Source organism: Neglectibacter sp. CSJ-5 (assembly GCF_032490475.1).
GTDB lineage: Bacteria > Bacillota > Clostridia > Oscillospirales > Acutalibacteraceae > Hominenteromicrobium > Hominenteromicrobium mulieris.
In genome coordinates this window covers 275,815-298,683 of sequence record NZ_JAVYJC010000001.1, presented here as the reverse complement: position 1 = coordinate 298,683, position 22,869 = coordinate 275,815, and the positions used below count along the sequence as shown (strand labels likewise).

20 protein-coding genes are annotated in these 22,869 nt (G+C 52.6%); 1 reads left to right on the top strand and 19 read right to left on the bottom strand.

All coding sequences use genetic code 11. From position 1 onward, the window contains the following. Nucleotides 1-44 precede the first annotated feature (44 nt). The 18 genes from R2K26_RS01360 to R2K26_RS01275 all read right to left on the bottom strand — a co-directional run bounded on the left by R2K26_RS01360 (nt 45) and on the right by R2K26_RS01275 (nt 19,875). The gene (locus R2K26_RS01360) at nt 45-941 is read right to left on the bottom strand and encodes a helix-turn-helix domain-containing protein (RefSeq protein WP_316518345.1); all 897 of its coding nucleotides are present in this window, start codon (nt 939-941) and stop codon (nt 45-47) included. Between the two features lie 86 nt (nt 942-1,027). Then, on the bottom strand, nt 1,028-1,945 hold the full coding sequence (locus R2K26_RS01355; RefSeq protein ID WP_316518343.1) for an HAD family hydrolase: 918 nt from the start codon (nt 1,943-1,945) through the stop codon (nt 1,028-1,030). An 8-nt stretch (nt 1,946-1,953) separates the two neighbouring features. Beyond that, nucleotides 1,954-2,109, bottom strand: a complete 156-nt coding sequence (locus R2K26_RS01350) for a hypothetical protein (RefSeq protein WP_316518339.1) — start codon at nt 2,107-2,109, stop codon at nt 1,954-1,956. 87 nt (nt 2,110-2,196) lie between these two features. After that, on the bottom strand, nt 2,197-3,147 hold the full coding sequence (locus tag R2K26_RS01345; protein ID WP_316518338.1) for an AraC family transcriptional regulator: 951 nt from the start codon (nt 3,145-3,147) through the stop codon (nt 2,197-2,199). A gap of 213 nt (nt 3,148-3,360) precedes the next feature. Then, complete coding sequence (locus tag R2K26_RS01340) at nt 3,361-4,416, bottom strand: dihydrodipicolinate synthase family protein (RefSeq protein ID WP_316518336.1); 1,056 nt, start codon at nt 4,414-4,416, stop codon at nt 3,361-3,363. Further along, nucleotides 4,416-5,432, bottom strand: a complete 1,017-nt coding sequence (locus R2K26_RS01335; RefSeq protein WP_316518334.1) for an NAD(P)-dependent oxidoreductase — start codon at nt 5,430-5,432, stop codon at nt 4,416-4,418. Before R2K26_RS01335 ends, R2K26_RS01340 begins: the two co-directional genes overlap by 1 nt. Before the next feature lie 26 nt (nt 5,433-5,458). Further along, a complete protein-coding gene (locus R2K26_RS01330) occupies nt 5,459-6,580 on the bottom strand; it encodes a M20 family metallopeptidase (RefSeq protein ID WP_316518332.1) in 1,122 nt (373 codons plus the stop codon). A 16-nt stretch (nt 6,581-6,596) separates the two neighbouring features. Next, nucleotides 6,597-7,856, bottom strand: a complete 1,260-nt coding sequence (locus tag R2K26_RS01325) for a DegT/DnrJ/EryC1/StrS family aminotransferase (RefSeq protein ID WP_316518330.1) — start codon at nt 7,854-7,856, stop codon at nt 6,597-6,599. Between the two features lie 31 nt (nt 7,857-7,887). After that, nucleotides 7,888-8,664, bottom strand: a complete 777-nt coding sequence (locus R2K26_RS01320) for an amidohydrolase family protein (protein WP_316518328.1) — start codon at nt 8,662-8,664, stop codon at nt 7,888-7,890. Then, the gene (locus R2K26_RS01315; RefSeq protein ID WP_316518326.1) at nt 8,661-9,410 is read right to left on the bottom strand and encodes an amidohydrolase family protein; all 750 of its coding nucleotides are present in this window, start codon (nt 9,408-9,410) and stop codon (nt 8,661-8,663) included. The genes R2K26_RS01320 and R2K26_RS01315 overlap by 4 nt, the downstream gene beginning before the upstream one ends. Before the next feature lie 24 nt (nt 9,411-9,434). Next, a complete protein-coding gene (locus tag R2K26_RS01310) occupies nt 9,435-10,697 on the bottom strand; it encodes a Glu/Leu/Phe/Val dehydrogenase (RefSeq protein ID WP_316518325.1) in 1,263 nt (420 codons plus the stop codon). A 166-nt stretch (nt 10,698-10,863) separates the two neighbouring features. Then, nucleotides 10,864-11,502 carry a hypothetical protein gene (locus R2K26_RS01305; protein ID WP_316518324.1) on the bottom strand — a complete coding sequence of 213 codons (639 nt, stop codon included), beginning with the start codon at nt 11,500-11,502 and terminating at the stop codon, nt 10,864-10,866. A gap of 15 nt (nt 11,503-11,517) precedes the next feature. Continuing rightward, entirely contained in the window at nt 11,518-13,410 is a 1,893-nt protein-coding gene (locus R2K26_RS01300; RefSeq protein ID WP_316518322.1) for a beta-N-acetylhexosaminidase, read from the bottom strand. A 68-nt stretch (nt 13,411-13,478) separates the two neighbouring features. Then, a complete protein-coding gene (locus tag R2K26_RS01295) occupies nt 13,479-14,270 on the bottom strand; it encodes a response regulator (RefSeq protein ID WP_316518321.1) in 792 nt (263 codons plus the stop codon). After that, the gene (locus R2K26_RS01290; protein WP_316518320.1) at nt 14,263-16,041 is read right to left on the bottom strand and encodes a sensor histidine kinase; all 1,779 of its coding nucleotides are present in this window, start codon (nt 16,039-16,041) and stop codon (nt 14,263-14,265) included. Before R2K26_RS01290 ends, R2K26_RS01295 begins: the two co-directional genes overlap by 8 nt. A gap of 166 nt (nt 16,042-16,207) precedes the next feature. Then, a complete protein-coding gene (locus R2K26_RS01285) occupies nt 16,208-17,902 on the bottom strand; it encodes an extracellular solute-binding protein (protein ID WP_316518317.1) in 1,695 nt (564 codons plus the stop codon). Between the two features lie 87 nt (nt 17,903-17,989). After that, nucleotides 17,990-18,910, bottom strand: coding sequence for a carbohydrate ABC transporter permease (locus R2K26_RS01280; RefSeq protein ID WP_316518315.1), 921 nt, complete (start codon nt 18,908-18,910; stop codon nt 17,990-17,992). 14 nt (nt 18,911-18,924) lie between these two features. Then, complete coding sequence (locus R2K26_RS01275) at nt 18,925-19,875, bottom strand: ABC transporter permease subunit (RefSeq protein WP_316518313.1); 951 nt, start codon at nt 19,873-19,875, stop codon at nt 18,925-18,927. 326 nt (nt 19,876-20,201) lie between these two features. Here R2K26_RS01275 and R2K26_RS01270 point away from each other — a divergent pair, with 326 nt between their 5' ends. Then, nucleotides 20,202-22,052, top strand: coding sequence for a hypothetical protein (locus R2K26_RS01270; RefSeq protein ID WP_316518311.1), 1,851 nt, complete (start codon nt 20,202-20,204; stop codon nt 22,050-22,052). A gap of 91 nt (nt 22,053-22,143) precedes the next feature. Here the strand turns inward: R2K26_RS01270 and R2K26_RS01265 are convergent, their stop codons facing one another. Further along, complete coding sequence (locus R2K26_RS01265; protein ID WP_316518309.1) at nt 22,144-22,731, bottom strand: acyltransferase; 588 nt, start codon at nt 22,729-22,731, stop codon at nt 22,144-22,146. Nucleotides 22,732-22,869 lie beyond the last annotated feature (138 nt).

The window sequence follows — 22,869 nt, the reverse complement described above, 5'->3', positions numbered from 1 at the left end:
TTTTGCGCATCGGCAGGGCAGTTTTCTTACGGCGTGATAAGATTTTACTTTTTCGGGATAACGGGGATCCAGATAGCGGACTCGTAGTCGGTGCTGTCCGGGTCGCCGTCTGCGGAATACCACTCGATGTTGTACTTGCCGGCAAGGTCGTACTCCTTGTTGCCGGGCAGCCACTCGCTCCAGATCTTGGTGTTCACGCTCTGTATGGCGTTCGGCAGCGTGCCGACGCACGCGAATTTTGCCCACATGTTTGCGGGCACGGTGTAGAGCTTCATGCCCTGCGGCACCTTGCCGCCCTGATATGGGCCCGCGATCATATAGCGGAACTTGCCGGGCGCAGGCGCATCCTCAATGCAGATGCCAAATTCACCGATGTAGTTTTCCATGATGGCGTGCTCAACTTCGGTTTTCGGTTCCTTGCCCGCGAAGATGTTCGGCGCGTGGATTTTGTACATTTCCGCCCAGAAATCGGGGATTTCCTTATACGATGTCTCAAACGAGAACAGGCGCTCGAAGCCGATGACGGTAAATGCTTCTGTTTTTTCTACGGTGTAATTCATTTTGCTGCCTCCCTGAATCTTGATGCTGACATGAAGCGGGAGAAAAAGCTGCATTTTGGAGCGATCGCGGCGCACCTCGATCGGCGTCGTGCCGTGAAAGCGTGTGAATGCCTTTGTGAAGCTTTCCGGCGTTTCGTAACCGTATTCGAGCGCGATGTCTATGACCTTTTCGTCGGTCTGCGTGAGCTTTAAGCCGGCCTCAAACAGACGGCGGTTGCGGATGTACTCGCCAAGCGTGTAGCCCGTTAAGACTTGAAAGCCGCGCTGCAGGCAGATCGTTGAAATGTGCACGTGCTTTGCGACCTCCTCCGGACCCGTGACGGTGAGCAGGTTTTGCTCCATGTACTCGATCGCATCCTTGATGACCGTCAGCCACTCCATTTACGCTCTCCCCTTTCCTCTGTCGCTGTATTCAGTATAGGCGATTTTGCGGTTCGTTTCCTGTCTGAAAGGAAACAAATCTGTCTTTATATTTCAGAAAAAGCGATATCGAGCAGGTGAACGGCGGTTGCACCGCTAAAGTTACAGCTTGGATAATAAATGTACATATTTTCCTCCGAATTCCAAAAATTAGCATGCTCCAAAAGCCATTTGGCTACGCCGTCTTCGTTGTTTCCGCCAATGACGGCAGTGGCGGCGGCTTTCAGTTCTTCGTCGGCGTTTTGGACAGCGTAGGCTTCGTCCGCAACACAGAACATATCAAGGTCGTTTTTACCATCGCCAAACACGACGAGCTTCTCGCACTTTAGCTTCTCTTTCAGCTCGCGGACAGCGTTCGCTTTGGAGGCGGTTTTCGGCATGATTTCGAGCCACTGCTCGTCGGAGTAGATATCTTTGGAGTAGACAACGTGGTAGGTTTCGCGGTATTTTTCGTAAAATGGCGCGAGTTTTTGCGGGTCGCCGATGCAGGTGATGTAGAAAAGATTGCCGCGCGTGAGCTCTTCCGTCGTATACACCTCGCGAGTACGGGGATCGTTTACGCGGGTATCGGCAAAGCCTTTCAGGCCGGGCGTGCACTTTTCATAGATAAAGGAAAAATGCTCTTTTCCGTCCACATTTGCGTACACGATAGGGTAGATATTCGCCTTGAAGAGTTCATCTAAAACCACGTACACGGAAGCGTCAAAGTAATTTGCGAGCAAAATTTTCTCCGTGACGTTATCACGCACGAACGCGCCGTTATAGATGATGAGCGGAAAGTGCGTGTTGAGCCCCTTAGTAACCGTTTTCGCGGTGACAAGCGAGCGCGCCGTGGCGTAAGAAAACAGCATGCCGCGTGCCGTTAGAGTATTGATTGTTTCCGCCGTGAACGGTGAGACGGTTTGGTCGCGGCGCAGCAAGGTGCCGTCTAAATCGGAGACGTAGAGCGTTTTGGAGCCTTTCATATTTTCCCTCACTTTTGAATTTCGGCGATGAGATATTTTCGGAGCTTTTCGAGGTTGTCTTCGGGGAGGTTCTCTGCCGGATGCGTTTTCCGGCTTTCCGTGATGCGGGCGAGGTGTGTTTTGATTTTGAGAGACAGAGTTTGGCAGGATAGCAGACGGTTCACAAAACCTCCTGCTTCGCAGTATTTTTCTATTATTATATACCGCTTTTTTTCACCGTGTCAACCCAAAACAGTTTTACAAAAATCAAATCAGTTCTGCGCTTCCTTGCGGTTTGCAGAACGGTACTGGGTGGGCGAAACGCCCACGATGGATTTGAAAATACGGTTAAAATGATTGATGTTATTGAAGCCACAGGCGTAGCAGATGTTCAGCACACGGTCGTTTGTCTGCGTGAGCATTTCCATGGCCTGACGGATACGCTTTTCGTGCAAATATTCGACAAAGGTTTGCCCGGTGAGCGCTTTAAAAAGATAGCTGAAATACGACTGCGAAAGCAGGGCGCGGCGTGCGGCGGACTCTACCGTGAGTGGATCGCTTAAATTGTGATCGATATACTCGAGCGTTTCCATCATGGCGTCGCGGTGATGGCTGAAAAGCTGCATTTCGGGCTTATCGAGCAGGCTTTCTCTAAAGCTTCTGCCCAAAATGACCAGCAGCTTTAAAAGATCGGCCTTGATCATCAAAAGGTAGCCGTCCTGCTTCTTTTCGAGCTCTTCAAATAGCTCGTCGAGCAAGCGTTCCACTTGTGTTTGCGCTTCGCCCGTCAGACTCAGGCGCGGGCGCACGTCACACTCGGTGACAAGGAACGGCTCAATATAGGAAAAATCAAACAAAAAGCGACCGTTTTCAAGCTCCTGATATCGGTTCGGCTCCGGCCCGAACACAAATGCGGGGTCAAATTCGATCTCCACCACCTCGAAATCGCTGCCGGGGCTTGGGAGCAGCTGATGCGGGATATACGGCGGGATAACAAACACATTACCGCGCACGAGGTCGAACTGATTGTTGTTGATGCGGTGGATAAGCTTGCCTTTTGATATGTAGTTAATTTGAATCACGCTGTGACGGTGCAGCGGGGAAAGCGCATTTTTATCCTTATATCGCATACAGAAAAACGGAAAATTCTCCGTTTTACCATCGCCAAGCGGATAAAGCGGAATATTTGAGTATTCGCTGCGATCCAATTCTTCAATTTTCATGCGGTATCTCCTCCCCAAAAGGGCTTTGGGCTTTATATACTATCATTATAGCATGGTTTCTTGTTTTTTCCAGCTCAACTTAGCCGTGTGTATGGTTTTCCTGCCGAAACAGCAAAGCCCCGCCTACGTGCAGCGAGAAGTGCGGCTGCCGCAGGGGGGACCTGCTGTGCTTTTCTATTGTTCTTCCAATCTTCGGGAACGCATAGGTAAATTTTAATCCGAATAACGCGAAAGGAAATCGCGCACAAAATCGTCGTCGGTCAGCTCCGGGTACATGGCGCACACGCGGTCAAGCTCTGCACGCTGCGCTTCGCCGAGCACCTCATCGGGATTCAGCGTCCAGGTGCCGTCCAGAAGGCCCTGACGACGTAGAATCTCATGCAGGCCGACAATGCAGCCCACAAAATTGCCCTTGACGTCAAACAGTGCACCGTTGGCATCGGTAATCCGTGCCGCAAGTGTGAGCAATGATTTTGGGATGTTGCCGCTTTCCATGGCTTTTTTTGCCTCTGCAAAATACTTTGCCGCCGTATGTACCCACACCGACCAGTGGCCGAGCAGGCCGCCTGCAAAGTGCACGGTGCGCGTTTCTCCGTCTTTTTGAAATTGAAACTCCGTGAGCAGGTCAAAGAGCAGGTTATCGTCGTTACCGGTATAGAGCGCGATTTCTTCCGAACGTGAGGAGAGCGCGGCAGCACGGACGGCATCGAGCGTCATGTAGCGGTCAAACGGCGCGGTTTTGATGGCGCACACACCGGGAATTTCGCAGAAGTGCTCCCAGTACGCATATGAAAATTCACGACCGCCGACGGCCTTCTGGAGATAGAATCCGATGACCGGCAGAATTTCTGCAACGGCGGCGGTACGCTCTAAAAGATAATCTTCCGTGCGGTCATTTAAGCCGCCGGGGCTGAGCAGAACGGCATCGTAGCCGAGCGAAGCGGCGAGCTTCGCTTCCTGAACGGCCTGCTCTATGGGGCCGCAGACGCCGGCGATTTTCACCACGGTCTTGCCGGTATCCGCTTCGTATTGCGCCATGGCTTCCGCTACGGTACGCAGAACGGGCTGCAAAAGCGCGATTTCGGGCTTTCGAATCTCGAACTGCGTGGTATGCACTGCCGCAGCGATACCGCCCGCACCGGCTTCGAGATAATAGCGCACAAGGCGCTTTTGCTTTTTGGAATCGAACATTCTGTTTTGATCAAGCACAAGCGGCATGGCCGGAATGAGCACGCCGTTCTTTAAGTTTTTTGCAGCTTCCGGGCGCATCAGAAATTCCCCTTTCTCTCTTCAAAGTGGGTCGGCTTATTGAGCGTGCGTCCGCCGTCTTTGATCCACTGCGCCTGCCATTTGATCAGCTCGGAAAGCGAGACAGTGGGATAGCCGAAGTGACTGAAGCATGCGGCGGCATTGCTGAGAAGCGCCTCCGGCTTTTCGGCGCCGGAGAACGTGGGGGTAACACCCAGCGCTTTGCCGAGCTGCTCGCAGGCGTAGCGCACGGAAACGGTCTCCGGGCCGGTGATGTTGAGCACCTTGGCGGGACTTTCGGCGAGCAGAAGTGCGCGCAGCGTGACCTCGTTGACGTAACCCTGCCAGACGCAGTTGAAGCAGCCCTGCTCGAGGGAGATGGTCTCCCCCGCCAACATGCGCTTTGCGAGGTCGTATAGAACACCGTAGCGCAGATCAACCGCATAGTTCAATCTTAAAAGCAGCACGCGGCTGCCGTATTCGCGCGCGGCGTACTCAAAAACACGTTCGCGGGCAAGGGAGCTCATGGCATATTCGCCGATGGGAGACGGCGCAACGGATTCATCTGCGCCGCCGGACGCGACCGGCATGAACGGATATACATTACCTGTGGAGAATGCCACAATGCGCGCACCCTTATAGCGGCGGGAAACCAGCGTGGGCAACGCGGCGTTCATGGCCCATGTCAGACAGGCGCTGTCGCCTGTGCCGAACTTGCGCCCGGCAAGGTACACGACGTTTTCCGCGTCGGGCAGCTTTTCCAACGCGCCTTCTTCTAAAAGATCCGCCGAAATTGTTTCTATGCCGTTGTTTTCGAGGAGGCCGCGCGCGATGGGATCCGAAAAACGGGAAACCGCGATGACGCGCTTTTTGACACCGGCCGCCTGCACGGCGCGTTTTGCCATAAGGGCGAGATTCGGCCCGACCTTTCCTCCCGCGCCGAGCAGAATAATATCGCCGGAAAGGGCCTTTATGTCTTCAATCAATGCTTCGGACGGCTGAGAAAGCAGCGCATCGAGCTTATCTTCTGTCCACATGGGTCATTTCTCCTTTGGGGTAAAAATCAGAGTGAAAAGTGTTTGGCTATCGTGCAGAACGCTGCGCAGCCGTGCAGCATCAGCGATTCGTCAAACGTAAACCGCGCGCTGTGCAGCGGCTCGGTGTGTTCCGCGTCACCGCTGCCGAGCAGCAAAATGGCACCCGGTACGCGTTCTGTGAAAAACGCGAAATCCTCTGCCGTCAAAAACGGTGCGGGCCACTGCACGGCCTGCGGCAAAATTTTTAATAGACAATCAACGGCTTCGTCATTTGCTTGCAACGGCGGGTACTGGCGGACATATTCCACGTCGCCATGTACATTATGCTGTGCGGCGATGGCCTGCGTCAGGCGGCAGATCTCTTCCTTCGCACAGTCGCGGGCTTCGGCGCTCATGGTGCGCACGGTGCCGTCGATTACACAATCTTCCGCGACAACGTTATAGCTGCTGCCGGCGGACATATGCCCTGCGAATACCAGTGCCGATTCTTCGGGCGGCAGCGCATCGGGGACACGATCCAGTGCGCGAACCATGTCTACGCCGGCCTGCAAGGCGTCTTTGCCCTCGCGGCGCATGGCGCAGTGGGCGCTTTTGCCCGTAAAGTGCACGGCAAAGCGGTCATTCGACGCCATCTGCGTGCCGTGCTTTACGGCAATCTGCCCCACGGGCACAGCCGGCCAGATGTGAGAAGCGAACGCCGCCAAGGTGTTTTCCGGCAGACAGTCGGCTTCGATCATACGCTTTGCGCCGCCGTCGATTTCTTCCGACGGCTGAAACACAAAGCGAATGTTATATGGGATATTTGCTTTCGCGCGCAATACCTTTGCCGCGCCCATCAGCATGGCTGCGTGGCCGTCGTGGCCGCAGGCGTGCATGACACCGGGGTTTTCGGACGCGAACGGCAGTCCGGTTTTCTCCTGTACGGGCAATGCGTCAATATCCGCACGAAACAGAATCCACGGCTTTTCGGGATTCGTATTCAAATCGGCATACAGTCCCGTTTCCGCGCAGGAAACAGGCGTATAACCGAGTTTTTGAAGCTCTGCCGCAAGGTAAGCCGCCGTTTCATGCTCTTTGCCGGAAAGACACGGGTGCGTGTGGATCGTGCGGCGAATCGTTTTCATATACTCCAACAATTCTTTTTCCATTTGCTGCTCCGTGCTTTTAGGCGTTTTTCTTCTCCGCAAAATAGGTTGAGACCTTGCGGATGGCCGCGATAATGTCGTCTATATCCGCATCCGTATAGAACTCGTTGAAGCTGAAGCGGATGGCGGTGTTGAGAATATCCTCTGCCGTGGGGCAAAGGCCCGGGGCGTAATCGTGCGTATGGCCATTTAGTTTGCAGCCGAACGGGCAGTTTGTGCCCTGATAGCCGCGCTTATTGATGAAAAGATCGTAATTATAAATGCAGGACGGAATGTAGCCGCGCTGGTTCGGGATGCCCTCTGCCGCAAGCGCATCGGAGAATGTGTTGCGGTCGACGCCCGCTTCTTTTTCATCGATGCGGAACATGTAGAACCAGTAGGTGCTGGTGGAATCCGGCTGCACCTTCGGCGGGTAAATGCCCGGCAGGTCACGAATGGCATCGCTGATGCGGTCGCCGATCTCGTGCAGACGTGCACAGACCTTCGGCATGCGCTCCATTTGCGCCAAACCGACAGCACCGGTCAGCTCGTTCATGCGGTAGTTCGGTGCGATGAACGGCACATCGCGCGAGGCTGCGGATTTGCCAGGCAGGCGCTGATAGTTTTTATCAGCAAAGCGCAGTGCCGCTTCGTACATTTCTTCGCTGCGTGTGACAACCAGACCGCCGTCGCCTGCGGAAATTTGTTTAAAATCGTTTAAGCTGAAGCAACCGACATCGCCGATGGTGCCGAGCAGCTTGCCCTTATACGTTGCCATGTAGCTCTGGGCACAGTCCTCAATGACCTTTAAATTGTGGCGGTGCGCGATGTCCATGATCGCATCCATATCCGTAGGGCCGCCGGTGAGGTGCACAGCGATGATGGCTTTGGTTTTATCCGTAATCTTTTCCTCCACGGACTTCGGGTCAAGCGTGTAGCTGTGGGGATCGAGATCGGCAAAGACCGGAACGGCGTTCTGGAACAAAATGCCGATGATGGTGCCCATATCGGTAATCGGCGAGGTGATGACCTCATCGCCGGCCGTCACACCGCAGATGCCGAGCGCCACATGCACAGCCGCCGTGCCGGAGGACGCCGCCACACAGTACGGCATATCGTAGATTTCCGCGAATTTCTTCGTGAGTGATTTGACTTTATCGCCGTACCAGTAAAACAGCGTTCCCTGTTCCAGCGCTTCTTTCAGGTGATGCAGGTCGTTTTCACCGAAGCGATTGCCCGCACCGAACGGCGTGGACTTTAGTTTTTCTCCTCCATACAGAGCCAGTTTTTCCGCACACATAGTTATGTTCCTTTCTTAACTTTTCAACACATTATTTTGATGTGAGAGCTTCTATGTTTGAGTACAGGATCTTTTGTTTATCCTCCTGCGGGATATACGCTTTTTGAAGCGCGATCCATGTGCTTTGCAGGCAATTCAGCGGGTAGCCGGAGCCATAGAGGATTTTCTCCGCCGGAACGGCTTTTAAAACATCTTCAAACACCGTACACGGCGACTTGAAAAATGATGTTTCCGCATAGAGATTGTTATTTTCTCGGAAAGCTTCTGCAATTTCGGTCACTTCATAGGTCTGCATACCCGTGTAGATGAACCGAACGCCGGGATAGCTTTTCGGCAAAGCCTCTTTTTCCTCTTTCGTGATGATGCGCGGTGTGATGAGGTAATTCAATCGCTCGTCTTCCAGTCGCATAGTCACAAGAACGGGAATATGCAGTTTCTCGATTTCCGCAAAGAACGGTGCGAGCTTCAGGTCATCGAGGCGATACCGATGATACCCCGGATACAGGCGCACGGCGCAGATGTTAAATCTCGCCATAGCCTCCTTTATGGACGAGACTGCGGCGGGAAGCATGGGATTCACGCCCACCACCTGCCGGTACGGGGTGTTTTTCAGCTCCTCGGCAAGCAGCTCCTCCGCCTCCATGGGGTCGTTGTAAAAAATGCTGTTCAATGATGAGACCCAACCGCCCGTGATGTTTGCTTTTTCATGAACCGCTTTAAGCCCGTCTAAGCCGCCGTGATAAAACCGGCGGAACGGCCATGTACCCAAAAAGCCGTTGCAATCGAAACCCATGATGTTCCCACTCATTTCACCGACCTCCTTTTAAATATGTCCGCCGCGTTTTTCCATGCGATCTTCTCGCGTTCTTCCTCGGTGAGATCGGCCTCCAGAAGCTGACCGTAGCTCGTTTGAAACGCGAGGTCCGGCATATCGCTGCCGAACAGGATTCGGTCAACGCCCAAAATACGCACGGCATACTCTAAATCATCGGCGTGAGAAATGGAGCCGGAGAAATCTGCCCAGACATTCGGCAGATCCTTCACACAGCGCAGCTCGCGCAGGCAGTTGGCGCCGATGTGCGCCATGATGAACCGCGCTTTCGGATACCGCCGCGCAAGCGCCGCCATGTTTTCGCCGAGCGATTCGTTCGGCAGCTGATCGACCGCTTTATGAAACGTATGCACCAGAACCGGGATGTCGTAGTGAATGGCCTGCTCCGCGATGGGATTTACGCTGGGATCATCGCAGAATACGGACGCCCATAGCTTGATGCCGCACATGTCGTCATCTTCGATGCGGCGGCGCAGCTCGGAAAGCGAATTTGCATTGCGTGGGTTTAAGTAGCAGTACCCTTCCACAAGACCGGGATGCTCCCGCATGAACGACACGACATAGTCGTTCAAACGTGTGACCTCCGCTTCGTCCGGGCAATAGGTATGTAAACCGGAAACATATACTTTGTCGATACCGAAGGTCTCGCACATAGAGAGGATGCCTTGTTTGGACTCCTCCACGCAGGTTTCCCACAGGTGCGTGTGCACATCGATCAGCATGTTATCTCCTTTCGTCTTCCGCGATTACGGAAAAATCGGGCGGAAGTGCTTTGCTGTGATCAGACGCTTTAATGCGGACATATACGCTGCCATACGCATGGTGACCTGCTTTTCTTTGCAGATGCTCCACACCTCTTCAAACGCTCTGACCATGATTTCTTCCAGGTGACGGTTAACTTCTTTTTCTTCCCACATGAGCGACTGAATGTTCTGCACCCACTCGAAGTAGGAAACGACCACGCCTCCGGCGTTTGCCAGAATATCCGGCACAACGGTGATGCCGCGCTGCGTGAGAATTGCATCAGCCTCTACGCTTGTGGGGCCGTTTGCGGCTTCTACGATATATTTTGCGCGGATTTTGCCGGCGTTTTCCGCCGTAATCTGATTTTCGAGCGCCGCCGGGATCAAAAGATCGACATCGGCTTCAAGCAGCTCTTCGTTTGTAATGTGACGGACGTCGTCGATGGTGTAGTCCTTCAGGAAACGGCCTTTTTCCGCTGCGATAAAGGCACGAACCTTCGAAACATCGAGGCCGTCCGCACAATAGATACCGCCGGAAACGTCGCTTAACGCACAGATTTTAACACCCTGCTTTGCGAGCAGATCCGCTGCGGCGGAGCCGACATTGCCGAAGCCCTGTACGGCGGCGCGCGTGTTCTCCGGTTGCATGCCGAGCTTCTTCATCAGCTGCATAGCCGTGATCATCACGCCGCGGCCGGTCGCTTCACTGCGGCCGAGTGAGCCGCCGATCTCCACCGGCTTTCCTGTGACGACACCCGGCACGGTGTAGCCCTTGAGCATGCTGTATGTATCCATGATCAGGCCCATCGTTTCGGCATTTGTGTTGACGTCCGGCGCGGGAATATCCTTTTCCGGGCCGATAAGCGGCAAGACCATCGCCGTATAGCGGCGGGTCAGACGCTGCAGCTCGCCGCGGCTGAGCTTTGCGGGATCGACCTTGACAGCACCCTTTGCACCGCCGTACGGGATATTGGCAACGGCGCACTTCATGGTCATCCACAAAGCAAGCGCTTTCACTTCTTCAATATCCGAATCCTTATGGAAACGGATGCCGCCCTTGCACGGGCCGCGCAGACTGGAATGCTGCACGCGGTAGCCCTCAAATACCTGCACGCTGCCGTCATCCATGACGACCGGAACGGAAACCTTTAATTCGCGCTCCGGGTATTCCAGCGTCACGTATTCATCGTGCTTATAACCGGCCTGCTCTGCTGCGCCGCGCAGCACCTCAAGTGCGTTTTCATATGCGTTGTACTTCTTTTCCATAACGAACACCTCCGTAAATTTATCCGGCCCTTACCGGATCTTCTGTCTGTATCATACGGCAGATATCCGTTTATTTCTCCCTTTTTTCTTCGGATTTCTTGACGTTTTCTACGCTGCAAAGAAGCTTTGCAGAATGTGCAAAGTGCGGCGTAAAATACGCTGATTTTTAAAAATTCGCCGTGTATTCGAGGGTTCTTTCCGTGTACGCGGCACGGTAAACGCGCAGGTCTTTGTAGCGAATCTGCGACGCGTAGGTATCAAAGCCGACCTTGCCGCAGCCGACAAAATCTTCCGGCGCAGGGTCGTACATTTCGCAGACGAGTTTACCGTTTGCGTAGAAAAAGCAATGCCCGTCAATGACACCTGCGATGATATGATAAAGCTTGCCGCTTTCGAGCGGGTAAAGCTCCGTGAGGCAACGCGGCTTGCAGGTGGGGTATTTTTCGATGCCGGCTTTATCGAGCCACCAACCGCCGAGGCCGAAAATGTAGCCCGGCCCGGCATCGTGATGCACGCTATCCCAACCACTTGTTTTCATGACGAAATTGAGGTCGTTTTTACACGGCGGGATTGCTTCGGCGTCGAACTCCATGATGAGGTTGAAATCCCAGCTTTGCTTTGTATACAGCATGCCGCCGGAATTTTCGCGGTGCACGCCGACAAGCCACCCGTCTTTCACGCTCCAATGTCCGCTTGGGGCCTCAAAATCTTCTTTGAGGCTTTTCGGTGTAAACGGTGTATCGTAGACGACTTCGCAAGCGTCCAGATCGATCATTTTTTGATCGCAGTAAACCAATCTGCTCATGTGTATTCCTCCTGATTAGGCTTCCGGCGCGATGCGGCTGGCGGACACGATGCGCCCGTACCAGTTGGCATACGGCACGAGACCCTCTTTGCCGTTAAAGGAACGACGCGGCTCCGCGAGCTCTTCCAAACTGTTTTCGTCTCCGTTTAAGTAAGCTTCCACCTGCTCTTTTGCAGAGCGCAGGCGGATAAGCAGCGAGCCGTAGCGCATATCCATGATGTCCCAGCCCATGGCTTTGTTATCGATAAACCAGTTTGCTTTGTGGCACCGTCGCAGCTGCTCCGCGTATTCAATCGTCTGCGGTATTGCCTCCGCCGCAAGCGTTTTGAGTGCTTCTCTATCCCCCGCACGGTACGCCTGCGTCAGGCACAGACCGAGCTCCGCTTTTGCGGCGAGCGTTTTAGAAAGCAGCATATAAAATCGGAACATTTCGTTATACGCACCGTTCCGCGTCATGGCTTTTTCAAAATGCGAAGTAAGGCTTTGATAATGCTCACGAAGCGGAAGACCTTTGATGTGGTAATCGAACAGGCCCATCAGCGGATCCTGCCAGAGAAGATATTTTGACGCATTCACCTGCTCCAAATTGCCCGGCTTGCAACCCGGAATTTCATCGAGATAGCGCAGGTCATCAAAATCCTCATACACCGCGCCACAGCAGAACGCAAAGCGGCGGCGAAATTTCTCTTCGTCAAAGACTTCGGCATAGCCGTGTTCTGCAAACAGCTGCAAGCCCAGCAGGTTTGCCCAAATGTTGCACTCCGTGCCGTTATCGCCCCAAATGGTGGCAAAGACGCGGCGGATGCCGTTTTTCTTGCAGCTTTGCAGCGCAGGGTGCGTTGTGGCGTATGTAAGGCCCCAGTTTGCGCCGAAGCCCACCCACGTCCACACGCCGCCGGCGAAAATCGGCTCGCCGAACAGGCGGTGCGTTTGGATTCGGCTGTCGTAAAATGCTTCGTCCTCGTGGTAATAATCCCAGTACACCATGTCGATATCCGGCGGCACCAGCGACGCAGCGTCCTTCGGAATATCGAGCTGCTCTTTATAGTAATCCCCGCCGCCGAACTGGCGCAGGAACATATCGCTCCACATTATCGGCTGTAAGCCGAGCTTGCGCACGATCTCCATGACGCGGCTTAAATGCTCCTGCATGATGCGCTCGCCCGGCACAAGTCCGTGCTCTGCAAGATAGCGTCCCGTGCCGAGATGCCACGCTTCGTCCATGCCGATATGAATGCGCTTTGTACGAAACGGCTTGACAGCGGCGCGGATCAAATGCTCGATGAAAGCATACGTCTCGTCTCCACCGACAAACAGCGTTTCATAATCTTCCTTGATGTTATCGAATGCAGGCCACTTTAAAACATCAATGAGGTGCGAAAGTGTCTGGATGCACGGTATCATCTCGATGCCGAGCAGATACGCATAATCGTCACATTGCTTGAGCTCTGCTTCGGTGTAGCGGCCGCGCATATAGCCGAAGTACGGCTCTTCTTCGACGGTATAGCTGTCTTCGCAGTACAGCATGAGCATGTTCATGCCCATCATCGCCATACGGCGCAGCATGGCTTTTACGGAGGAAACGCGCAAAACAGCGTTGCCCTGCGATACATCGAACATGGCGCCGAGTTCATCGAACTGCGGCGTTTCCGCTGCCGCATAATCCGCAGAACTCTCTTTTAAATGCTCCAAAAGCAGAGAGAAGCCGCGGAAAAAATGGCTTTTCTGATGATATCGGATCACGGCGCTTTGCCCTTTCAGCGAAACCTGCACGAGGTTTTCCCCGGTGTGTTCCGCAAAAAGCTGTAAGCCCTCCGTATCCGAAAGGGCAAAATCATAATCCTCGCACAGTAAAATGAGCCCCTGTTTCAGCTCGCTGTTCAGCGATGCGATGTTTATTTGTATCATATTCGTCGTCCTTTCCGCATCGGGTATACCCGGTATACTTTCCGCTTTTATTATACCCGTTCCGGGATTTACGTGCTTTGCGTATTCTCCTGTGCGCTTGACGACTTCTGCGGGGTCTCTTTGCCGCGCAGCCCGGCGCGGTATTCACTCGGTGTGACGCCCATGTGCTTCTTAAAGACCTTAGCGAAATACAGGTAATCCGGGTAGCCGACCTGCTCGCCCGCCTGCCGCACCTGGCACCCGCTGCTCTCAAGCAAAACGCAGGCTTTCTGCATACGCAGGTTCGTCAAATAAGCTGTAAGCGTTTCGTTTTCCGATTTTTTAAAGAGCTGACTGACGTAATTCGGGTTGAATCCAAATACGCGGGCGACCTCCACGGTGGAGAGCTCCGGGTCTTTATAATGCTCCTGCAAATACAGAAGAATGCCGCGCATGGTCTCCGAGCGCGCGGGCTCCGTTGCTTTTTCCGTTTCGCGTTTTTCAAGCTTTCCGAGCAGTGCCGCGGCCTTATCGAGCAGAGCGTAAAGCTCGTTTTCGTCGAACGGCTTTAAGCAAAAGCCCAAAACGCCGTACTCGATCGCCTTACGGGCATACTCAAATTCGCTGTACCCGCTCAAAACGGCGAACAGCATATCCGGATACATTTTGCGTGCTTCCCGTAGAAGATCGAGTCCCGACATATCCGGCATTCGAATGTCCGTAAAGACGAGATCCGGCTGCAAATCGTGAATCTGCCGCAGGCCTTCTTCCCCGCCGCGCGCTTTACCCTCGACGGTAAAGCCGTGCGCTGCCCAGTCTATGCGACGCTCCAAGCTGACAAGAATCAGCGGCTCGTCGTCGATCAATACTACTTTATACATGCTTTTCCCCTCCGTATGTGAGCGGCAACTCCATATCGATGCGCACGCCGTGCCCCAGTTCTCCCGTCATGTGAAATACGCCGGCACCGCCGTAGATTAAGCGAATGCGACCAATCACGTTTTCGAGTCCGATGGAATCGGGGGACGGCATTGTATCGCCGCATAACATTTCGTTAAAATACGACATTTTTTCCGCGTTCAGTCCTTTTCCGTTGTCTTCCACCCATAGATGCAGTTTTTTGTCTTCGCGTCGGACACCAACTGTCAGCTGTCCGCCGGTACCCGCAAACTGCTCGCGAAATCCGTGGCTGACGGCGTTTTCGACAAGCGGCTGCAAAAGCATTTTAGGCATTTGGCAGGACACGGCATCGTCATCCACACAGAAATGCACCTCAAACACACCCGGAAAACGCCGCTGCTGAATGCTCAGATACGCGCGCGTCACGGCAATTTCCTCGCGCACCAGAACAAAATCCTGCCCTTTTACGCTGTATTTAAAAATCTGCGCCAGACTTTTCACCATGTCTGCGGTTTGGTCGGCATTTTCGAGATACGCCATGCCGATGAGACTTTCCAAGGTGTTATACAGAAAATGCGGGTTAATCTGGCTGCGCAGCTGTAAAAGCTCTGCCTGCTTTTTTTGCAGCTGCGCTTCGTACAGATTTGTTGTGGTCTGCACAAGGTCGTCCGTCAAATCACCGACTTTGCGGATCATATGATTGAACTCTTCGGAAACCTGTCGGATCTCGCGATAACCGGAAAGATGCAGCTCGTTGCCGAAATATCGCTTTTCCTCATGCTCGATACGCTGCATGTGGGAGATCAACTGATAAAGCGGCTCGTTGATTTTGCGATTCAACCAAAACATGACGGTAATCATCAAAATCACGGCGCCCGCCATCAAGCATATGTCGCTTTTGCGGATCTGGTCGAGCTCCTGCATGATGTTCTCCTTCGGTAAAATGCTGACAAGGCTGCTGTTCAGCGCCTTGATGTGTCCCGTGTGCACCAGATACGACCTGCCATTTACGATGATCTCCCGTTGACCGTCCTCAAAAATATCCGCACGTGCCAAAATCTGCTGTTCCATTTCGGTAGGTTCGCGGTTTGAAGCGCAAATGCCGTTTTCGTTTAAAAGAAAAAGGCTCATATCATACTGATCCGTGAAATTCTCGAGTCCAAGCGTTTCAAGCTGTACAACCATCGTCATGCGACCGAGGAAAAAGCTGGATGTATAATTCCAAATATCATACATGGAGGTGGAAAGCAGAAAGCATCGTTTGTTTTCTTTACCGATCGTAAGGCCCGGCGAAAGATCGTAGTAAAACTGCGGCTGCTCCGGCAGCTTTTGGATTGCATCCGAAAGCACCTGATTGTGGTCCGCCGCATAATACGTAATGCCGTTGTAACCCTCGACCACGATTTGCCGAATATCCGGGTTGACGAGCATAACGTCCATGGTAAGCGAATCCAGTTCGCGGCGCGAATCAAACGGAAGCTCCTGAAATTTTCCCTTGAAAAATGCAGCCATGGTGCGGTTGATAGCAAGACCCTTGAGGCTATCCTCCAGCGTTTGCAGCTGTGCTTGCAGCTGATCTTCCAACTGCGTGAAAACCTGTGCGGTGTACGCTAAATTGGACTGCCGCACATGCTCTGAAAAAATCTCGTAACCGGCCGTGAATACCGCTGAAACCACGAGGACAAGCACCATGCATGCCGCACCGATATATGTAACGATGGGCATGCCGCTTTCTGTTGATTTTCTCCTCATTTTTCTGCCTCCCACTCATGAATTTGGTATATATTCTTTTTTGCATTATACCATTTTTCGTGGCAAATGAACAGAACGGAATGAAAAAGAACAAGGCAGAGCCGACGTCCTTTGCGCCGACCCTGCCCTGAGGCAAAGGAGGGAATTCACATAGAGTTATCCGTATTTATCTGCCTGCATCCTTATAAAGCTGATTCATCTCTGCGATGACCTGATCGTAGCCCTGACTCATGTAGCTGTCGACCATATCCTGCCATGCGGCGTCGATGTCGTCGGACGTCATCAGCTGATTGATGATCTCCTCGTAATGGTCGTCCGCCGTTGCAAGATCCTTTGTTTCATCCAGAAGGAGACCCTTTGTGTTCGGTGCATCGGCAACGGCTGCTTTCTTCTCATCAAACATCAGCGTCTGATAATCGTCATAGAGCTTAATCTGACCATCGGTATGACCCGGGGCAATATCCTGGCGGTACGGACCCCAGAAACCGAGAGAGTAGAGACCTGTGCACGGATAGCGCTCTGCGACCGTCATGGGGGAGCCGTCTTCCTTTGTCATCGGGAGGACTTCATACTTGCCCTCTCCGAGCTTTTTGTAGGAAACACCTTCGATGCCGAGGGAAATGTCTTCATAACCTTCAACGCTTAAAAGGTAATCCATAAGTGCCATGCAGCGCTGTGCCTTTGCATCGTCCACATTGCTGCTGAGATATGTCTCAGACCAATACTTGCTCGGTGCCGGGAATGTGGTTTTGCCGGTCTCGCTGTTTGCAAAGAGCGGTACGAATGCCACGATCTCATCAAGGGATTTATCGGGATAGGCTTCGCCGAAACGTTCTGCCATGATGCCGGTACCGCTGTATGTCGGGCCGGAGTGTGCATAAGCACCCGCCTGACCGTTGAGGAACTTATCGCGGCCGTCTTCACCCTTATAGATGATATAGTCCGGGTCGATGACGCCTGCATCGCAGAATTCTTTCATGACCTTAACGCCGTTGAGGAAATTCTTTGTCATGAAGCACGGCACAAGAGAGCCGTCTTCTGCAAAGCTCCAACGGAAGCCGTTTACGGCATCCGGGCATTCGCCGTTCATGAGAACCGTCATCCAGCTGAACGTGTAGCCTGCAAGGCCGACTGTATCGGCTTTGCCGCTCTGGTTCGGGTCATCTGTTACAAACTTTTTCAAAAGGTCCAAAAGCTCGTCCGGCGTTTCCGGTACTTTCGTCACACCGACATTCTCCATCCAGTCACGGCGAATGGCGATGCCGTAGTCCGTAATGCCGTCTTCATCGCTCTGATAGTTCGGGCGCGGAATGCCGTAGAACACCGGATTTGCCTCGGTTTCCGCCACTTCGTTCATGGCGCGGCCCTCCGCGTTATCCAGCATTTTCGCAACATTTTCAAAGCTTGCCCAGTTGTCCGGCAGCGCACGCACAACACCCTGATCGCGCCACTTGCGGAACGTATCGGTATACGCAGCATCGTACGCGGTGATGTCCGGCAGCTGATTTGTTGCGGCCCAAAGCTGAATCTTCTCGCCGTAGTCACCCCAAGTTACCGCATACGGTTCAATATCGATATTGAACTTGTCGTACAAGCGGTCACGCACTTCGTCTTCGCCGTCGATGATCGTATCGCCGATGCCCCACACCGCGATGCTGAGCGTCATGTGTTCTGCATAATCATCGCTCTGAGAGGACTCTGCGCTCCCGTCGGATGAGCCCTGAGACATGCTTTCGTCTGCCGCAGAACTGCCCTCTTCCTTTTTGCTCTCCGTTCCGCCGCCGGAGCAGCCCGCCATGCAGGAAAGCATCAGGGCTGCGGCCAGTGCCGCTGCGGAGATTTTCTTCCATAGCTTCGTCATACTTACATCCTCCTAAATCTTGAAAGTTTATTATACCATCCGACCGTTCGGATTTTGGTACTGTGTAAAATTGAGGTTTTTTGCAGATCAGCCCTTTACGCCGCCGAGCATGATGCCCTTGGTGAAATACTTCTGCACAAACGGATAAACAACTAAAATCGGTACCGTCGCAACGGTAACGGTCGCCATTTGCAAAGAAAGATCGTATACGCTCTTTTCCTGCGCGATAATGGCGGCCTTTACGCCGGTCATGGAATTTGTGGTGTTCAGCAGCATGTTGCGCAGCAAAAGCTGTAACGGATACAGGTTCGGCTTATTGATGTGCAGCATCGCCATCCAGTAGGAATTCCAGTTGCCAACCGCTACGAACAGCGCCACCGTCGCGATAATCGGTGTGGACATCGGCAGAATGATCTTGAACAGAATCACCATATCGTTCGCGCCGTCAATCTTTGCGGATTCTTCGATCGCGAGCGGCAGATCTTCTATGTAATTTTTGATCAAAATAATGTTGAACGGCCCGATAAGACACGGGAAAATCATGCACCAGATGCTGTTGCCGAGACCGAGCTGCTCAACGACGAGATAGCAGGGGATCATGCCGCCGCCAAAGAACATGGTGAAGATGAGCATATTGAAAAAGAATTTACCGCCGAACAGCGTTTTTTTTGTCAGCGGGTAAGCTGCCGCCACCATAATAACGACGCTGAGCGCCGTACCGACGACCGTAACAAACAAGGTGTTGCGCACGGAGCTCCAGAACTGCGCGTTGCCGATAACAAGCTCATATGCACTGGTATCGAATACGGTAGGCCACAGATAAATGCTCTGCGCATGAATGTCCTCGTAGGTGCCGAATGAAACAATCAGCATGTAGTAAAACGGAAACGCGGTGATAAGCGCCAACAGACCCATGAAGACGATCAGGAAATAATCAAAGCCTGTGTAATGGTTCAGTTTTTTCTTTTTTGCGGGCTTTGCGTGCAGAGAAGCGGTTATTTCACTCATTTTGCTGCCCCCTTTCAATAAATGCCTCTGCCGTTAAGCTTTTTAGTGATGGTATTGCCGATCAAAAGCAGAACGAAGTTGATGACAGATTCAAACAAGCCGATGGCCGTAGTGTAACCGAAGTTCGCCGCCTCCGAAAACGACTTGCGGTAAACGAGCGTATCGATGATGTCGGCACTCTGGCGGACCGCTGCGTTGGAAAGGTTGAAGAGCTGGTCGAAGCCTGCGTTCATCATACTGGCAATCTGTAAGATTAAAAGAATGGCGATGGTGCCGCTGAGACACGGCAGCGTGATATGCCGCACCAGCTGCGCGCGACCCGCGCCGTCGATGCGCGCCGCCTCGTACAGCTCCGGACTGATACCGGAAATGGTGGCAAGGTATATAATAGCACTCCAGCCCATTTCTTTCCAGTTGGAGCTAATGTAAACGAGCGGACGGAATGTGTTCGGATCACTGAGCACATGCTGCTTCGGTAGACCGATCACTGTGAATATCTGATTTACGATGCCGTCGTTTGAGAACAGATTGAAGAACAGGCCCGCCACGATGATCCATGAGATGAAGTGCGGGAACGTGTAGACCGTCTGCACAACTCTTTTGTATTTATTGGAGCGGATCTCATTGATGAGCAGCGCCAGCATAATCGGAATTGGGAACTCGAAAATCAAACGGCCGAGGCTGATGGACAGCGTGTTAATCATGGCATTTGAAAAAGACGGATCCCTAAACAAACGCAGGAAGTTATAAAAGCCATGATTTTTGGTCCACGGGCTTCCGAGAATACCTGCCGAAAAGTTAAAATCTTTAAACGCTAAGATTACACCATACATCGGATAATAGTTGAAAATAAGCAGCAGTACAACCATTGGCAGCAGCATTACATACAGGAACCTGTTCTCCCATATGCGCGACCACAAGCTGCGCGTACTGCCCACCGGCTTTTGCACGGCCTTCTTTGCCATAACAGCATCCTCCCTCTGTTTTACTGCGGCGAACCGCTGCGCCGCACCGAATTTTCTTTGATGAAAGGATTTTAACACACTGTGAACACCCTTGATATGGAGAATTCTTCGTAAAATATGTACTATTCTTAGTTCTTCGGAAGTTTCACTAAAGTTATCATAAAATCGCATGATCTTTTATTGTTAAAGTCAAAAAATCTCGTAAAATCCGTCAAGTTTTGCAGAAAATCGGACTTGAAATGTGCGCAGTGCTGTGCAAAAATCAGAGTATATATGAAAAGAACACGCGGTATTTTACAGTGCCGTAAAAGAGAAAGGACATTTTTATGAACGCAAGACGAGAAGCTTTTTTAGCTGCTTTGCCCTGCCGGAATTTCTGTATTCTCGGTGCGGATTATATTCCGGTTGACCCGTTGAGCGGCAAGGAACGGTTTGCTGTTGTCAGCTATGCAGGCGGCGCCACCGGCGCGCTGATCTTAGTCGATCCCGAAACCAAAACGTGCGAAAACTACCCGCTGCCGTATGATGCCGGCGCATGGGCCGTGCTGTACTTAAAAGAAAAAGAAATGCTGCTGATTGGCACATGTGCCGATCACGGAGCGTTGCATCGGTTTGACTTGAAGACGCGGACGTACCTTTCCTCGCTGACCGTCGAAGGCGAGCGGTACATCTGGAATCTTGCCCGAGGCGATAACGGCAGAATCTACGGCGGAACCTGGCCGGGCGGCGCGCTTTTGGAATATGATCCGGAAAAAGAAACGCTTGTCAGTCTCGGACATGTCGGCTCCGACAAAGAAAATTGCTACACCAAAAACGTTACGCCCGTCTGCGGCGGTGTGGCGGTAAACTCCGGCTTTCACGAGAATACCGTTTGGCTTTATACTTTTGCAAATCAAAAATTCATGCAGGTCGGCGGCGCGGGCGAAAACATCGCTGCGGCGTTTGGAGATTGCCTTTTGACGAAAACCGATACGGCGTACCGATTATATAATATAAAAACCAATCAATTTTTAGTGCAATTTGCCTTCGACGAACAACCGGAAAATCTACCGAACGACGTAAAAGCGTATTTGGAAAAGCAAAACGAACCGCTTCCCTACGGACTGCTCCCAGGCGAAGCCGGCAACCATATTGTCACGCGCAAAAACGGAAAGCGCATCGGCATCAAGGGGCAGGATCTCATCTGGGAAGAAGACGATGGCTGGCATTTTGAGTTGCTCGCCGCCGAGCCGATCCCGTGCAACATCATGACGCTTGCGGCCGACCCGGACGGTTTGATCTGGGGCAGTGCAGAATTTGGTCAGACGATTTTCAGCTATGACCCAAAAACGGGTACATTTGAAAACTCCGCTTCCGTTGCGGCGGCCGGCGGTGAGGTATACGGCATTGTACCGCTTGACGGCAGGCTGTACCTGACCTCCTACATACACGGCGACCACATTTTGTATGACCCTAAAACGCCGTGGGATCAGTATAATAACATCAACCCGCGCCTGCTCGGCTCTTGTGCGCCGAAAATGGTGCGTCCGCACGGAAAAAGCGTGCTTGGCGCGGACGGAAACATCTGGACCGGCTGGTGGGCAAGCTACGGCGTGCGCAGCGGCGGCATCACAAAGATCGACACCAAAACGCAGAAAGTCACCAGTTGGTTCGGCATTGCAGGCGACCAGGCCATTGAGCATCTTTGTGCCGCGCCCGAATATCTCTATGCCGTGACAAACGGCGAAGCCAGCGGACTGATGGCGGACCGGGACACTTTTCGGGTTTTGAAAATCGCTTATGAGGGCAAAGTTGTCGGGCAGCGCGTTTTTGATAAAGGTGTTTTATTCTTCAAAATTCTGTATATACAAAACCGCCTTGTTGTCAGCCGCACAAAATCGGACGGCACGCCGGTGCTTTCCGTACTCGACCCCGACACGTTGGAAACACGCTGCGAAATGCCGCTCATCGGCAAGACCGGCGTGGATGCGTACAACGATGACTGTATCGCGCACGAGCTTTTAGACCTGAAAAACGGTTTGTGCGCCGTATTCACCGGCAAAATGATTGATTTCTTCAATCCCGAAACAAATCGCCTTACAGAGCAATTTGAGGCCCCGGGGCTTTGCCGTACCGCGACACTTGCGCCGGACGGCACGATTTGGTTTGCTGTGGGCGAAAAGCTGTATCGCCTGTAAGTTTAAATTACACGTTCATATCCCTATATAGAAGAAAGCCGCTGCGGTTTCCCGTGTGGGAGGCCGCAGCAGCTTTCTTTTGTATCACCTATTAAACTATTGTCTTGTTTTGATTTTCATTTCCCGTCGGCTTTTCGAGCTTGCGAATCACCTTTGCAGGGTTCCCGGCAATAACCTGCCAGCCCTCCGGAAAGCTTTTCGTCACGACCGAACCCGCACCCACAACGGTGTGGTCACCCAACACCACGCCGGGCAAAACGGTGGAATTCATACCGATCCAGCAGTTTTTGCCAAGCACGATGTCTTTGCCGGGCTGATGCTGCTCCAAATCGGTCAGCACATGGTTTGCCGTGACAAGACCGACATTCGGCGCGATATAACTGCCTTTGCCAATGACGATTTTGGCGGCGAAATTCTGAAAATAGCAGCCGAACGCGTTAAAATCGTTCATATCATCCGGGTCGAAAATCAGATTTTCCGCGCTGCTTACTTCATTGCGGAAAGAAACCGGGAACGGAATATCGCGATTGATGCCCTTTACCTTCTGCATCCACAAGTTTCGCCAGCACCATGTCCAGCCGAGACTGGATTCCTCAAACCAGCGGCCACGCAAAAACTTTTTATCGTAAAACAACGGCATAATAAGTTTTGAAAAAAAGCTGAATACCGGTCGTTCCAAAAGCATCTCCCCCTTTTCCTCCAGTGTAGAGGAAAAAGTAGAAAACCTCCAGCAGAACTCTCTTTTTTGCTTGACGGATACTACGAAAAAAAGCATCTTTTACAGCAGCTTCGAAAGCCGCACCGAGGGAATCGAAAA

Excerpts from the sequence above, each read along its gene's own strand:
- R2K26_RS01360 (WP_316518345.1), bottom strand. The coding sequence starts at position 941 with ATGGAGTGGCTGACGGTCATCAAGGATGCGATCGAGTACATGGAGCAA.
- R2K26_RS01290 (WP_316518320.1), bottom strand. The coding sequence starts at position 16,041 with ATGAGGAGAAAATCAACAGAAAGCGGCATGCCCATCGTTACATATATC.
- R2K26_RS01335 (WP_316518334.1), bottom strand. The coding sequence starts at position 5,432 with ATGTGGACAGAAGATAAGCTCGATGCGCTGCTTTCTCAGCCGTCCGAA.
- R2K26_RS01305 (WP_316518324.1), bottom strand. The coding sequence starts at position 11,502 with ATGAGCAGATTGGTTTACTGCGATCAAAAAATGATCGATCTGGACGCT.
- R2K26_RS01280 (WP_316518315.1), bottom strand. The coding sequence starts at position 18,910 with ATGAGTGAAATAACCGCTTCTCTGCACGCAAAGCCCGCAAAAAAGAAA.
- R2K26_RS01345 (WP_316518338.1), bottom strand. The coding sequence starts at position 3,147 with ATGAAAATTGAAGAATTGGATCGCAGCGAATACTCAAATATTCCGCTT.
- R2K26_RS01315 (WP_316518326.1), bottom strand. The coding sequence starts at position 9,410 with ATGCTGATCGATGTGCACACGCACCTGTGGGAAACCTGCGTGGAGGAG.
- R2K26_RS01325 (WP_316518330.1), bottom strand. The coding sequence starts at position 7,856 with ATGTGTGCGGAAAAACTGGCTCTGTATGGAGGAGAAAAACTAAAGTCC.
- R2K26_RS01310 (WP_316518325.1), bottom strand. The coding sequence starts at position 10,697 with ATGGAAAAGAAGTACAACGCATATGAAAACGCACTTGAGGTGCTGCGC.
- R2K26_RS01275 (WP_316518313.1), bottom strand. The coding sequence starts at position 19,875 with ATGGCAAAGAAGGCCGTGCAAAAGCCGGTGGGCAGTACGCGCAGCTTG.
- R2K26_RS01330 (WP_316518332.1), bottom strand. The coding sequence starts at position 6,580 with ATGGAAAAAGAATTGTTGGAGTATATGAAAACGATTCGCCGCACGATC.
- R2K26_RS01340 (WP_316518336.1), bottom strand. The coding sequence starts at position 4,416 with ATGCGCCCGGAAGCTGCAAAAAACTTAAAGAACGGCGTGCTCATTCCG.
- R2K26_RS01300 (WP_316518322.1), bottom strand. The coding sequence starts at position 13,410 with ATGATACAAATAAACATCGCATCGCTGAACAGCGAGCTGAAACAGGGG.
- R2K26_RS01355 (WP_316518343.1), bottom strand. The coding sequence starts at position 1,945 with ATGAAAGGCTCCAAAACGCTCTACGTCTCCGATTTAGACGGCACCTTG.
- R2K26_RS01270 (WP_316518311.1), top strand. The coding sequence starts at position 20,202 with ATGAACGCAAGACGAGAAGCTTTTTTAGCTGCTTTGCCCTGCCGGAAT.
- R2K26_RS01285 (WP_316518317.1), bottom strand. The coding sequence starts at position 17,902 with ATGACGAAGCTATGGAAGAAAATCTCCGCAGCGGCACTGGCCGCAGCC.
- R2K26_RS01295 (WP_316518321.1), bottom strand. The coding sequence starts at position 14,270 with ATGTATAAAGTAGTATTGATCGACGACGAGCCGCTGATTCTTGTCAGC.
- R2K26_RS01320 (WP_316518328.1), bottom strand. The coding sequence starts at position 8,664 with ATGAGTGGGAACATCATGGGTTTCGATTGCAACGGCTTTTTGGGTACA.